We start from the raw sequence: 13,166 nt of genomic DNA on the forward strand, positions 1-13,166 counted from the left end.
CCCGCCGAGTATCCGCGCGCCGCGATCGAGGATCTCGTCGCGGCGGGTGCCGACGGTGACGAGGTGATCCGCACCGCGGCTGCCGCGCATGTGCAGAGCATCACACTCGGCACCGACGATCCGACCCACGATCTGGACGCGCAGCAGTTCCTCGTGACCCTGGCGCTGCGGGCGACGGCCGAGACCTGGCCCGAGCTGCAGGAGGCGACCCGGGAGCGCCATCAGGGATCCATCGCGGCGTTCGCGCAGTTCTACGTCTACCTCATGGAGGCGTACGGGATGCGTCTGCGCTCTCCGCTCACCATCGAAGGCTTCACCGAACTGCTGGCCGCGATGTCGGAGGGGTTCGCGTTGCGGGCGATCGAGGGCACCCCCCACCCGATCGTCGCGGCGAGCGCATCGGACGAGTTCCCCGAAGGCGTGTGGACCCTTCTCGGTCTCGGAGTGCGCGCACTGGTGTATGGATTGATGGTTCCGGTCGAGACGGACGAGCGCGACTGCGAATCGGGCGGGAGCTCTGGGGTCGAGTGAATCCCCCGGCCCCAGAGCGACACTCCCCCCGGCGTGTCACAAGACGGTCCGATCGGACGCGCAACCGCGCGTGAGCCGATCCCCGTCTGGCGCTCCCCAGATGCGCCAGAATCATGCTCGCTCGCGCGACCTTCCATCGCCAGAAAGATAAGTTGTTTCTCTCGCTGGCGAGTCGGCGACGGTTGCGTTCCACACCTTCACGAGGCGCTCGTCGGTCTCGGTGGCCGTGCGCGCCCGGCCCTCGGCATCCACATAGTCATAGGTGACCGTGGACGTCTCACCCGTTGCGACGTAGCCCAGGCGTCCGATCGACGTCGGATGCCGAGAGCTCACGGACCTCGACGAACGCCGGCTGCATCAGATGACCTCCGCGCTCCAGTCGTCGGGGTTGCCGAAGCGGTGCGCAGTGATCGACACGGCCTGCTCGCGCAGGAACGGCATAAGTTCGATGCGCCCGGCGGTGGTGACCTCTCCGGCGTAGACGGCGATGTCGACGTCACCGTCGGTCGCACTGACGAGGGCGTCCTGGATGCGGGCGACGGATGCCGCCGGCCCGACCAGCCGCACGCGCGGTGCGTCACCGTCTTCGCGTGCCGCCTGCAGGCGCTCGATCCACTGCTCGTCGGTCTCGACGAACACCGCGATGTCGAGATCACCGAGCGCGCGACGCACGCCGGCCGGAAGCCCCACCGGTGCACTGATCGTCATCCCGCCACCCGCGCGAACGCCCGCCACCACGACGCGCAGCAGGGCCTGCCACGCGGCATCCTTCGTCGCGCGCACCGCCACCTCGACGGGCCGATACCGGAAGAGATTCCGCTCCACACCGAGCCGTGACACGTCCTTGACGCGGCCGAACTCCCGATCCCAGGCGACGGCATCGGACAGCGCGCCGCGACGCAGCCACTCGAAGGCCTCGTAGTCCAGCGAGGGCTGGGCGGACTCGATGAGCGTCGTGATGCGCGCATCCAGCCCACGCAGGTGCAGCGTCGATGACGGCGCGCCACCCGCCGAGGGCCGCCACGAGCCGAGTCCGATCAGATAGTTCGGGCCGCCGGCCTTCGTGCCGGCGCCGACCGACGAGCGCTTCCAGCCGCCGAAGGGCTGGCGCTGCACGATCGCCCCGGTGATGCCGCGGTTGACGTAGAGGTTGCCCGCCTCGACCTGATCGAGCCACAGTTCGAGGTCGGCGGGGTCCTGGGTGTACAGCCCCGCCGTCAGGCCGTACGCGACGGCGTTCTGCATCTCGACCGCCTCCGACAGCGAGGAGGCGTGCATGATGCCGAGCATCGGGCCGAAGAACTCCTCCAGATGCGTGCGCGACCCCGGCCGCACCCCCACGCGGATGCCGGGCCGCCACAGGCGCCCGGCCAGAGCAGCATCGGCGTCGGCCGAACCCTCGATGAGTTCGGGAGCGACCAGCCAGCTCTCACCCTCCTCGAGGGTCGTGAGGGCCCACTCGAGCTTGCCGCGCGGCGTCTCGATCACCGGCCCGACCTCGCTCGACGGGTCGGAGGGCGCTCCCACGCGCAGTGAGCGGACGGCATCGACGAGCTGGCGCGCGAACCGCTCGGAGCGCGCCACCGGTCCCACCAGGATCGCGAGCGAGGCGGCGGAGCACTTCTGCCCGGCGTGACCGAAGGCGCTCTTCACCAGATCGGATGCCGCGAGATCCAGGTCGGCGGAGGGCATGACGATCATGGCGTTCTTGCCGCTCGTCTCGGCGAGCAGCGGCAGGTCGCGCCGCCACGAGCGGAACAGCTGCGCGGTCTCCCACGAGCCGGTGAGAATCACACGATCCACGTCGGGGTGCGCGATCAGCCGCTGCCCGTGCTCCTCCTCGTCGACGTCGACCAGCGCGAGGATGTCGCGGTCGACGCCCTCGAGGTCCAACGCCGCCCAGACGGCCTCGGCGACCACGGCCGCGCAGCGGCGCGCCTGAGGAGCCGGCTTGAACACGACACCCGAGCCCGCCGCAAGCGCAGCGAGCACTCCGCCGGCGGGGATCGCGACGGGGAAGTTCCAGGGCGGCGCGACCACCGTGAGCGCCGCAGGCACGAAGACCGCGCCGCTCACCCGATCGAGCTCGCGCGCCGTCGCGGCGTAGTAGTTGGCGAAGTCGACGGCTTCGCTGACTTCGACATCGGCTTCGGCGAACACCTTGCCGGTCTCGCTCGCGGCCACCTCGATGAGCTCGCCGCGCCGAGCCTCGAGCGCACGCGCGACCGCCCGCAGAACCTTCGCTCGATCGTCCGCGGGCACGGCGCCCCACCGTGTCCCGGCGGCCCGAACGCGCGCGACCGTCTCTTCGAGCGACGCCGAATCGTCGATGCGCGCAGCGGCGATGGTCGACTCTCCGGCGCTCGACCCGGCGATCCGCGCCAGAATCGCGTCGGCCCAGGCGCGGTTGGCCGGAAGCGCAGGATCGGTGTCGGGCGCGTTCGCGAACCCCGGCGCACCCTCGGCGCGGACGGATTCACGGAGGTCGAAGACCGCGGTGTCGACGAACGACCCGCCGTCACCCCGACCGTCGGCGATGCCGAGAACCACTTGCGTCAGATCGCCGTCGGCGGCTCCCTCCGTGGTTTCGGCTACGGGCTCCGGGCGGGTGAGGGCGGGGGACGCTCCGCGGCTCGCCGCGTCGTCCCGCCGCGCCTGCGTCCGCTGAGGACCGATGGGAAGGGTGGGGTCGGCGGCCCGGTCCAGCGAGGCGAGGAAACGGTCGCGCTCCCGCGCGAACATCGCCGGATCATCGGCCAGGTCGAAAGCGGCCGAGAGGAAGTTGTCGCTCGACGCGTTCTCCTCCAATCGGCGCACGAGGTAGCTGATGGCCACATCGAACTCGTCGGGCCGCACGACCGGCACGTACAGGAGCACGTGGCCGACCTCGCGCGAGACCGCCGCCACCTGTCCCTGTGCCATTCCGAGGAGCATCTCGAACTCGACGTCGCCCCGGACGCCGCGCTCCCCCGCCAGCAGCCACGCGTACGCGATGTCGAAGAGGTTGTGGCCGGCGACGCCGAGGCGCACCGCCCGGGAGTTCTCCGGCCGCAGCGCCTCGTCGAGGCACCGCAGGTAGCTGGCGTCGGCGTCGAGCTTGCTCGCATGGGTGGCCAGCGGCCAGCCGTGCATGACGGCATCCACCCGTTCCATCGCGAGGTTCGCGCCCTTGACGAGTCGCACCTTGATACGAGCGCCCCCGCCGTCGACCCGCTGCTGAGCCCAGGCGGTGAGCTGCCGCAGGGCCGGCAACGCATCGGGAAGGTAGGCCTGCAGGACGATGCCCGCCTCCAGGTCACGCAGCCGCGGATCCTCCAGCAGTCGGGTGAACACCGCGATCGTCAGGTCGAGGTCGCGGTACTCCTCCATGTCCAGATTGATGAACGTCTGAGCGGACTCGGGCCCCGCCGAGGAGGCGGCCGTCAGGTACAGCGGGAGCAGGCGGTCGACCACCCGGTCGACGACCTGGTCGAAGGCCCACATCGAGATGTGGCTCGCGATGGCCGACACCTTCACCGAGACGTAGTCGACGTCGTCGCGACGGATGAGATCGTGGATGCCCTCCAGGCGGCGCAGCGCTTCGGCTTCGCCCAGCACGGCTTCGCCCAGGAGGTTCAGATTGAGGCGCGCACCGGATTCCCGGATGGCCGTCAGGGCGGGGCCCAGCTTGTCGGGCCGGGCATCGACGATGAGGTGCCCGACCATCTCGCGCAGCGCTTTGCGCGCGATCGGCACCGTCGGCGCTGGAAGAATCGGCCCGACGGCACCCGCGGTGCGCACCGCCGCCCGCAGGTACCAGGGCAAGAACTGCGGAACCAGAGGCGCCACGCGCTGCAGGTTCGCCGCGGCGGCGCTCAACGACTCGGGACGCATGACACCGTCGACGAAGCCGATCGTGAACGGCAGGCCGTGCGGATCCTTGAGCACGCCCGCCAGCCGTTCGGCGGCGGGATCGACGTCGGCAGCCGCAGACTCGTCCACCCAGCGTCGCGCCAGCGAGATGGCGCTGTCGGCGAGCGCGGATGCCGAAGGAGGCGTGGTGGTGTCGTCGGTCACGTCTCCAGAGTGCACTGTGTCCATGCGTCCAGCGTGAGGCACGCATATGATTTGGCAAAAGCGATGATCTTTGACGGATATCGTTCGATGACGGCGATGTTTTCTCCGGCGCGACCACGACGCAGCCGAGACGACGGCGACGGGTGACGGAAGGAGCGCGCGTGTTCGAGTTGAGACGCCTCCGACTGCTGCACGAACTCGCCCAGCGCGGCACGATCGCCGCCGTCGCACAGGCCTTGGCGTACAGCCCGTCCACGATCTCGCAGCAGTTGTCGCAGTTGGAGCGCGAGGCGGGAGTGGCGCTGCTCGCTCCGGATGGACGCCGCGTGCGGCTGACCGCGCACGGCGAGACGCTGGCCGCCTACGCGGCGCGCGCCCTCGATGCCGACGAGGAGATCCGCGGCGAACTCGAAGACACCCGCCTCGGGATCGCGCCGGTGCGTCTCGCCGTGCTGCAGACGGCCGCCCGCGCTCTCGTGCCCGCAGCCCTGACCCTGCTCGCCGAGCGGACGCCGGGCCTGCGCGTGGAGATCTCCGAGCTGCCGCCCGAAGAGGGGTTGTTCGAGCTCGGAGCGCGCGGCTTCGACCTCGCGATCGCCGAGCAGTACCCGGGGCTCACTCGCCCGCACCGATCGGCGCTCGATCGGGACCTGCTCGGCGTCGATCCGATCCGGCTGGCGACGGCGCGCGCCATCGGGCCGCTGGCCGACCTGGCCGAACACGCCTGGGTGATGGAGCCGCGCGGCACGGCAGCGCGCGAGTGGGCGATGCAGCAGTGCCGCGCCGCCGGGTTCGAGCCGGACGTCCGCTTCGAGCTCGCCGACCTCAGCGGGCATGCCGAGCTGATCGCCGCCGGTCACGCCGTCGGACTGCTGCCCGATCTGCTGTGGGCCGGCGGTGCGCCCCCGGTGCACCTCAGCGCGCTTCCGGGCGACCCGGCGCGTGAGATCTTCACGGCGGCTCGCCGATCCAGCCGCAGCCGTCCCGGCATCCGCAGCGTCCGCGACGCTCTCGCCGACGCGTTCGTCGCGCGTCGGGTCTGACGCCGGCATCCCTACGGGATCAGTCCCACTCGCTCGGCGCGGGGGCCTTCGTCGAGGGCAGCGCGCTGTCGCGAGCCCAGTCGGCCACCCACTGCGGCAGCGGTGGGAGATCATCCGGCCGCTCGAGCGCCTCGAAGAGCTCGTCGGTGTTCACCACGCCGCCGGTGCGGCGCAGGAAGCGCGCGCGGACGATCATCTCGGCGTAGACCTCGCCGTCCACCACCGCGCGGTGCATCTGGTAGACGGCCTTGTCATCGTGGGCGTAGAGGCGCGATTCGACCGTGAAGCGCTGCCAGAGCTGCAGCGACTTGCGGAAGGTCACCGTCTCACTGGCGACCACCGCGTACCAGCCCTGCGCGTTCATCGCATCCCAGATGCCGGTGCGAATCAGCAGGTCGAAGCGGCCGAGGTCGAACAGCGAGGCGTAGCGGCCGTTGTTCATGTGACCGAGGAGGTCGATGTCGGTCGGGAGCGTCCGCAGCCTGATGCGCCCCACGGTGCGCGGCGGCAACGGGCCGCGCCGATGCAGCAGCACCTTCGCGCGCCAGATCGTCAGGAGGGTCCGCCACCATACGTTCACGAAGCGCGATGCTAGCGGATTCCCCGATGGGCTCCCGGCATCTCTTGTGGGGTTCCCACAGTCCTCGTGGTGTCGCCACGACGAGGGTGGAGCGCGGCATCCATCGATTTCGTGAATCGGAAGGGCCGCCGTAGAGTCTGGCCATGGAAGCCCCCACCGACATCACCGCGCAGACCGACACCGTCGTCCGTCCCGTTCGTGACGTGGATGCCGAGGCCCTCGGACGTGTCCACGCCACGTGCTGGCACGAGACCTACGACCACCTCATCAGCAAGGCTGCTCTCGAGAACGTCTCACCCAAGCGCCTCGCCGAGCTGTGGACGCACTGGGCCCAGCAGGGCCCCGAGTTCAAGATGTTCGCCGCCCTCGTCGGCGGCGAGATCGTCGGTTTCGCCGGCTCGGGCCCGGCGCGCGACCGCGACGCTCCGCGCACGCGTGAGCTCTACTTCATCTACCTGCTCGACCAGTTCCACGGCACCGGCATCGGGCAGCAGCTGTTCGACGCGACGGTCGACGCCGACGAGGAGCTCTACCTCTGGGTCGCCGCGGACAACCCGCGGGCTCACCGCTTCTACGCGCGCAACGGCTTCACGCTCGACGGCGCCACGCACACCGAGCCGTTCCTCGGCGAGACGCTCACCGAGGTCCGCTTCGTGCGCTGATCGCGCCTGCCGCGTCGCGGGTTCCGCCGGCCCCACCGCGCTGACGAACTCCGCAGATTCTGACGAACTCCGCATCCAGATCGCCGATCGGATGCGGAGTTCGTCGCATTCTGCGGAGATGCTCGGCTGAGCGGCGGCCACTGTCGGGACGCTGATCGCGCGCGTCAGCGCCCGCTGACCGTGCCGAACAGGCGGGCGATCGGGGCGAGCACGAGCGGGCGGGCGGCGACCCACGCGGCGGCGATGACCACGAGCGAGACCACGAACAGCCAGAAGCCGGTCCAGTTGTCCGCAGAGGCCGTCGGGTCGACCGAGCCCTGCGCGGCGTACATGTGGTTGAGGTTGCGCAGCGCCCCGGTCGCGAGCACGAGAACGACGTGGATGACGATGAACACGACGAAGAACAGCATCACCGGGAAGTGCACCTTGCGCGCCCACTCGATCGGGTAGGCGGCGCTGAGCTTCAGGTTCTTCTTCGGCCACATCCCGCTCATCCGGAAGCCGGTGATCACGGCGAGCGGGGCGGCGATGAAGACCGTCGAGAAGTAGGCGAGCTGCTGCAGCGCGTTGTAGTTGACCCAGCCGTTCTCGGTCGGCCAGTCCAGCGAGACGTACTGCAGCGCGGCACTGAGCGCGTTGGGGACGACTTCCCAGCTCGTGGGGACGATCCGCATCCACTGGCCGGTGACGAACAGCAGCACGATGAAGACGGCGCCGTTGATGAGCCACAGGATGTCGAGCGCCTGATGGAACCAGATCGTCAGGCTCGTCTTGCCCTTGGGGTTGTTCTTCGGCGCCCAGAAGACGCTCGGCCGCTTCTCGCGGCGGATCGTGAGCCCCGAGCGGATGATCAGCACCATCAGGAAGACGTTGAAGAAGTGCTGCCAGCCGAGCCACGCGGGGATGCCGACGGGCGCACCGGCAGGCAGGTGGTACTCCCCGGGGTAGGTCGCGAGGAAGTCGCGCATGCCGTCCAGGCTCAGCAGGAATCGCACCGCGAGAACGGCCATGCCCGCCGCGAACAGCAGGCCGATTCCGCCGACCACGACGGCGCCCGCCCACTGCGTCTTCGTGAAAGGCCCGATCCGCTGCGGCTCGGGCTTCGGCTGCGGCCGACGCGACGCGGCGCGACCGGCCCACGCGGTCCGCGGTACGGTCAGCGGCGCACGCGGACCCTCGGCGACGGCGGGAACGAGAGGGCTGTCGGCGGCGTGGGCGACCTCCGCGGAGGCATTCTCCTCACCGGGCGCCGCGGCATCGACGGCGGCCACGGCGACCGCGGTCGATGCAGCCACCTCGGTGCCGGCGGGTGGCCAGGCGTCGCCGCCTGCGACGCGGGGCAGCCCGCGTCGCACCGATGGGGCGCCGTCGGCCGCGGCGGGTCGGGGCGTCGGAGCGGCGACCGCGGCCGCCTCCGCGTACGCCGCCTCGGCGTCAGCGGCAGCAGCGACGACGCCGGTCGGCCACGGCTCGCCTCCGGCGACGCGCGGCAAGCCCCGGCGTACGACGGTCTCGCTGCCGCGGGAAAGTGCGGAGGCGGCCACCGCGGTCGCCTGTTCCCCCGAGTGCGTCGGTGCGACGGCGGACGGCGCCATGTCTGCCTCGGCGACAGTGCTCTCCACGACAGGGGTCGCCTCCACGACGGCCTCGGCGGGCGCGCTCGCGGCCGGCGGCCACGGTTCTCCACCGGCGACGCGCGGCAAGCCGCGGCGCATGGACGATCCGCCGGTCGCCATCAGGCCTTCCTGGCGTCGAGGGCGGCGATCAGCTGCGGGACGACCGTGAACACGTCCCCCACGATGCCGAAGTCGGCGATGTCGAAGATGGGGGCGTCGCCGTCTTTATTGATCGCGACGATCGTCTTCGCGGTCTGCATGCCGGCCTTGTGCTGGATGGCCCCCGAGATGCCGAGAGCCACGTAGAGCTGGGGCGATACCGATACCCCGGTCTGACCGACCTGGTGCGAGTAAGGGATGTACCCGGCATCCACGGCGGCCCGCGAGGCGCCCACAGCGGCGCCGAGGGCATCGGCGAGCTGTTCGACGAGCGCGAACTTCTCGGCCGAGCCGAGTCCGCGCCCTCCGGAGACGACCTTCGCCGCGCCGCGCAGCTCCGGCCGCGACGACGCCGCGACCTCGGCTTCGAATCCGGTGATGCGCGCCGCCGGCGCGCCCGAGGCGGCGACCTCCAGCGGCACCACCCGCGGCTCGGCGACGGCCGCGGCACGGGCTTCGACCGCCCCCTGGCGCACCGTGACCACGAGAGGACCGAAGGTGGCCGCGCTCGTGACGTTGTACGCCCCGCCGTAGACGGAATGCTGCGCGAGCACGCCCTCGTCGTCGCGGGAGACGCCGACCGCATCCACGGCCAGGGCCGCGCGCGAGCGTGCCGCGTACCGTCCGGCGATGTCGCGGCCCTCGATGGAGTTCGAAACGAGCACGGCGTCGGGCTTCACGAGCGCGGATGCCGCGTCCACGGCATCGACCAGAGGAACCGTCAGCGATCCGTCCGCACCGCCCAGCCCCGCGGTGAGCACGACCGCAGCCCCCAGCGCACCCGCCGCCTCGGCGAGTGCGGCATGCGCCTCGTCACCGGCGACGACCAGCGCGACCGGCGTGCCGATGCCGGCGGCGGCGCCGAGCAGTCCGGCGGCCGAACCGGCCAGCTCACCGGCCGGGGTGACATCCAGCAGGACGAGAATCGCGTCCGAGGCGACATCCACCATCACGTTCTCCATCGTCATCGTTCCCAGCACCGTTCTCAGGCCAGTCGGTTCTCGACGAGGAAGGCGGCGAGCTTGTCGCCCGCGTCGCCCTCATCGACGATCTTGATTCCCGCACCGCGCGGAGGCTTCTCGGCGACCGCCGTCATGATCGACTGCGCGGCCGCGGACGGGTTTACGTCGACGCCGAGGTCGGCCAGCGACACGGTCTCGAACGGCTTTTTTTTCGCCGCCATGATGCCCTTGAAGTTCGGGAACCGGGCATCCGGGAGGGCTTCGGTGATCGAGATGACGGCCGGCAGCGTCGCACTGACCTGCGCGGTGCCGAAGTCGGTGGCGCGCGTGCCGGTGATCTCCCCCTCGCCGATCGTGACCGACGACAGCGCGGTCGCCTGCGGCACCTGCAGGTGCTCGGCGATCATCGCCGGAAGGACGCCGCCGGTGCCGTCGGTGGAGAGATTGCCGGTGATGACCAGGTCGAACCCGGCTCGCCGCACCGCAGCGGCGAGCACGGCCGCGGTCACGCCCAGATCTGCGCCGGCCAGCGCCGGGTCGACGACCTGCAGAGCGGATGCCGCGCCCATCGCGAGCCCCTTGCGGATGGTGGCCGCAGCCTCCTCCGATGCCATCGAGACGACAGCGACCTCCGTGCCGGGGTGGGCGTCGGCATACGACAGAGCCACCTCCAGTGCGCGCTCCCCGATCTCATCGAGCACGCGCTCAGAGGCCGAGCGCTCGGCGAGACCGGTCTCGAGGTCGAGCTTGCGGTCGCCGTAGGTGTCGGGGACTTCTTTGACCAGCACCACGATCTTCATCGGTTCTCCTTGCGACGCATTCATTCTAGAAGGTGCGACTCAGTATCGCATCCGTTGAGACTCAGGATCATCCGTGGGGACGGATCGAGGTCCGCGCTAGCGTGAGACCAGCGCGCACGGCACTCCGGGCGCCGAGCCGTTCGAGGAGATGCCCGTGAGCCGCACGCCGTCGTCGCCACGCGATCCGATCGCAGAGGCCCGCCGCCAGTGGGTGTCGCACGGCTGGGTCGACGCCGCGGCAGGGATGACGGCGGTGACGAGCATCATGCGGGCGCAACAGATTCTGCTCGCGCGCGTCGACGAGGCCCTGAAGCCGTTCTCGCTCACGTTCGCCCGCTACGAACTGCTGACGCTGCTGAGTTTCACCCGTGACGGACGGATGCCGCTGTCGTCGGCGGCGAGCCGCTTGCAAGTGCACCCGACGAGCGTGACGAACACCGTCGACCGCCTCGAAGCGGCCGGGCTCGTCGCGCGCGAGCCGCACCCCGGCGATCGTCGGGCGACGCTGGTCGCCCTGACGAGGGCGGGGCGCGACCTCGCGGCTCAGGCCACCGCGGCACTCAACGACGCCGTGTTCGCCGCGCCCGGCCTGACAGCCGACGACGTGGAAGACCTCGTCGCGATCGTCGCCCGACTGCGCCGGTCGGCGGGCGATGTCGTCAGCGATTCGTGAATCGCGGCGCACGCTTCTCCCGGAAGGCGGCCATGCCCTCCTTCTGGTCGTCCAGCGCGAACAGTGATGTGAAGACCTGCTTCTCGAAGCGCAGCCCCTCGGCGGCGCCGGTTTCCAGCGAGGCGCGCAGCGACTCCTTGGCGGCGTACAGGACGGGAAGCGATTTCGCGGCGATCTGCTCGGCCATCGCCTCTGCCTCGGCGAGCAGGTCGGCGGCGGGCACGACGCGGGAGACCAGGCCGGCCCGCTCGGCTTCGGCGGCATCCATCATCCGTCCGGTGAGCACGAGCTCTGCCGCCTTGTAGTAGCCGATCGCACGCGGCAGACGCTGCGTGCCGCCGAGGCCGGGGATGACGCCGAGAGTGATCTCGGGCTGACCGAAACGGGCGGTGTCGGCAGCCAGGATGATGTCGCACGCCATCGCCAGCTCGCAGCCGCCTCCGAGCGCGTACCCCGCGACGGCCGCGATGACGGGCGTGCGTACGCGCGAGAAGGCCTCGAGGCCCACGAAGGGGTTGCGCAGCGACATCTCGACGGCAGAGCGGTCCTCCATCTGCTTGATGTCGGCGCCGGCGGCGAAGGCGCGCTCCGAGCCGGTGACGACGATGCAGCCGATCTCCTCGTCGGCATCGAACGCGGCCGCCGCGGCGGCGAGTTCTTCGACCAGGGTCGAGTTCAGCGCGTTGAGCGCCTCGGGGCGGTTCAGGGTGATCCAACCGACGCGGCCGCGGGTGGAGAGGAGGATCGTGGAGTAGTCGCTCATGTGCTCATGCTCCCAGAACGTCGCGACCGATGATGACTCGCATGATCTCGTTCGTGCCCTCCAGGATCTGATGCACACGAAGATCGCGCACCACCTTCTCGATCCCGTACTCCTGCAGATACCCGTAGCCGCCGTGCAGCTGCAGCGCCCGGTTGGCCACCTCGAAGCCGGCGTCGGTGGCGAAGCGCTTGGCCATGGCGCACTGCACGGCGACGTCGTCGGCACGGACGTCGATCGCGCGAGCCGCGTCGCGCACCATCGCCCGGGCCGCCTGCAGCTGCGTGGTCATGTCGGCGAGGGCGAACACGACGCTCTGCCGTTCGGCGAGGGCCTCGCCGAACGTGAACCGCTCGTGCACGTAGCGCACGGCACGATCGAGCGCCCACTGGGCACCGCCGACGGAGCAGGCCGCAATGTTGACCCGCCCCCCGTTGAGCCCGCTCATCGCGATGCGGAACCCCTCGCCCACGCCGCCCAGCAGAGCGGATGCCGGCACCCGCACCTCGTCGAGGATCACCTGACGGGTGGGCTGCGCGTTCCACCCCATCTTGCGCTCGTTGGGCCCGAAGCTCAGGCCCGCGGCATCCGCCGGCACCAGGAAGGCGCTGATGCCCCGCGCGCCGGGCTCGCCGGTGCGGGCCATGACGACAGAGACCGATGCCTCACCCGCGCCGGAGATGAACTGCTTGACCCCGGTGAGCACATAGCCGTCGCCGTCGGCGATCGCGCTGGTCGTGATGGCCGCGGCATCCGAGCCCGCGCCGGGCTCCGTGAGGCAGTAGGCGCCGAGGTCGCGAAGCGTGATCAGACGCGGCAGCCACTGCTCGCGCTGCGCCGGAGTGCCGTAGCTGTCGATCATCCAGGCGACCATGTTGTGGATGCTGATGTACGCGGCGATCGTGGGATCGCCCATCGACAGCTGCTCGAAGACGAGTGCGGCGTCCTCACGCGTCAGCGCGGTGCCGCCGACGTCCTCACGCACGTACAGCCCTCCGAGGCCGAGTTCTCCGGCGTCGGCGAGCACATCCCGCGGAAAGTGCTTGTCGCGATCCCATTCCAGCGCGTGCGGCTCCAGCCGCGTCCGGGCGAAGTCGCGGACGGCTTCGAGGATGGCTCCCCGCTCATCGGCGGAGAGGGAAGGGGACACAGTCATGCTCATCGCGTCACGTCCTTGTGAAACAGATCGACAGCCGGAAGTGCGCCCGGTAGGGCACAGCGATCATTTTACATGGACGTCCTAGTAAATGGACGCGGCGTTCTAGGCCGTGTTGCTAAATCCATTGCAAGGCTGCGGAGAGGCAGAGCCCGGCTGCGTATGAAC

The 13,166-nt window shown here is 70.4% G+C and carries 11 protein-coding genes; 4 read left to right on the forward strand and 7 right to left on the reverse strand.

The genetic code is table 11. The annotated features are described in order from the left end of the window. The coding region (locus AS96_RS15510; protein WP_036289968.1) for a hypothetical protein at positions 1-531 on the forward strand (531 nt) is incomplete at its 5' end. 357 nt (positions 532-888) lie between these two features. Here AS96_RS15510 and AS96_RS11800 read toward each other — a convergent pair. Then, on the reverse strand, positions 889-4,611 hold the full coding sequence (locus tag AS96_RS11800; RefSeq protein WP_051498861.1) for a proline dehydrogenase family protein: 3,723 nt from the start codon (positions 4,609-4,611) through the stop codon (positions 889-891). 137 nt (positions 4,612-4,748) lie between these two features. On the opposite strand from AS96_RS11800, the gene AS96_RS11805 reads away from it, so the two are divergent. Then, on the forward strand, positions 4,749-5,630 hold the full coding sequence (locus AS96_RS11805) for a LysR family transcriptional regulator (RefSeq protein WP_036289971.1): 882 nt from the start codon (positions 4,749-4,751) through the stop codon (positions 5,628-5,630). A gap of 19 nt (positions 5,631-5,649) precedes the next feature. Here the strand turns inward: AS96_RS11805 and AS96_RS11810 are convergent, their stop codons facing one another. Further along, positions 5,650-6,210 carry an acyl-CoA thioesterase gene (locus tag AS96_RS11810; RefSeq protein ID WP_036289974.1) on the reverse strand — a complete coding sequence of 187 codons (561 nt, stop codon included), beginning with the start codon at positions 6,208-6,210 and terminating at the stop codon, positions 5,650-5,652. Between the two features lie 143 nt (positions 6,211-6,353). Between AS96_RS11810 and AS96_RS11815 the strand changes: the two genes are divergently transcribed. Continuing rightward, the gene (locus AS96_RS11815; RefSeq protein ID WP_036289977.1) at positions 6,354-6,872 is read left to right on the forward strand and encodes a GNAT family N-acetyltransferase; all 519 of its coding nucleotides are present in this window, start codon (positions 6,354-6,356) and stop codon (positions 6,870-6,872) included. A 164-nt stretch (positions 6,873-7,036) separates the two neighbouring features. Here the strand turns inward: AS96_RS11815 and AS96_RS11820 are convergent, their stop codons facing one another. From AS96_RS11820 to AS96_RS11830, 3 genes are read right to left on the reverse strand one after another with little or no spacing between them, the layout of a single operon-like run. Beyond that, a complete protein-coding gene (locus AS96_RS11820; protein WP_036289980.1) occupies positions 7,037-8,608 on the reverse strand; it encodes a cytochrome b/b6 domain-containing protein in 1,572 nt (523 codons plus the stop codon). Next, positions 8,608-9,597 carry an electron transfer flavoprotein subunit alpha/FixB family protein gene (locus AS96_RS11825; RefSeq protein WP_036289995.1) on the reverse strand — a complete coding sequence of 330 codons (990 nt, stop codon included), beginning with the start codon at positions 9,595-9,597 and terminating at the stop codon, positions 8,608-8,610. Before AS96_RS11825 ends, AS96_RS11820 begins: the two co-directional genes overlap by 1 nt. Positions 9,598-9,632: 35 nt before the next feature. Beyond that, the gene (locus tag AS96_RS11830) at positions 9,633-10,409 is read right to left on the reverse strand and encodes an electron transfer flavoprotein subunit beta/FixA family protein (protein ID WP_036289983.1); all 777 of its coding nucleotides are present in this window, start codon (positions 10,407-10,409) and stop codon (positions 9,633-9,635) included. Between the two features lie 154 nt (positions 10,410-10,563). On the opposite strand from AS96_RS11830, the gene AS96_RS11835 reads away from it, so the two are divergent. Then, entirely contained in the window at positions 10,564-11,082 is a 519-nt protein-coding gene (locus AS96_RS11835; protein WP_036289986.1) for a MarR family winged helix-turn-helix transcriptional regulator, read from the forward strand. Here AS96_RS11835 and AS96_RS11840 read toward each other — a convergent pair. Continuing rightward, positions 11,069-11,845: an enoyl-CoA hydratase-related protein gene (locus AS96_RS11840; protein ID WP_036289989.1), complete on the reverse strand. Its 777-nt coding sequence runs from the start codon at positions 11,843-11,845 to the stop codon at positions 11,069-11,071. The genes AS96_RS11835 and AS96_RS11840 overlap by 14 nt on opposite strands. A 4-nt stretch (positions 11,846-11,849) precedes the next feature. Further along, positions 11,850-13,004, reverse strand: a complete 1,155-nt coding sequence (locus tag AS96_RS11845; RefSeq protein ID WP_036289991.1) for an acyl-CoA dehydrogenase family protein — start codon at positions 13,002-13,004, stop codon at positions 11,850-11,852. Between the last annotated feature and the right edge of the window lie 162 nt (positions 13,005-13,166).

Source organism: Microbacterium sp. MRS-1, from assembly GCF_000585455.1.
Classification (GTDB): domain Bacteria; phylum Actinomycetota; class Actinomycetes; order Actinomycetales; family Microbacteriaceae; genus Microbacterium; species Microbacterium laevaniformans.

Excerpts from the sequence above, each read along its gene's own strand:
- AS96_RS11800 (WP_051498861.1), bottom strand. The coding sequence starts at position 4,611 with ATGGACACAGTGCACTCTGGAGACGTGACCGACGACACCACCACGCCT.
- AS96_RS11815 (WP_036289977.1), top strand. The coding sequence starts at position 6,354 with ATGGAAGCCCCCACCGACATCACCGCGCAGACCGACACCGTCGTCCGT.
- AS96_RS11820 (WP_036289980.1), bottom strand. The coding sequence starts at position 8,608 with ATGGCGACCGGCGGATCGTCCATGCGCCGCGGCTTGCCGCGCGTCGCC.
- AS96_RS11825 (WP_036289995.1), bottom strand. The coding sequence starts at position 9,597 with ATGGTGGATGTCGCCTCGGACGCGATTCTCGTCCTGCTGGATGTCACC.
- AS96_RS11830 (WP_036289983.1), bottom strand. The coding sequence starts at position 10,409 with ATGAAGATCGTGGTGCTGGTCAAAGAAGTCCCCGACACCTACGGCGAC.
- AS96_RS11840 (WP_036289989.1), bottom strand. The coding sequence starts at position 11,845 with ATGAGCGACTACTCCACGATCCTCCTCTCCACCCGCGGCCGCGTCGGT.
- AS96_RS11845 (WP_036289991.1), bottom strand. The coding sequence starts at position 13,004 with ATGAGCATGACTGTGTCCCCTTCCCTCTCCGCCGATGAGCGGGGAGCC.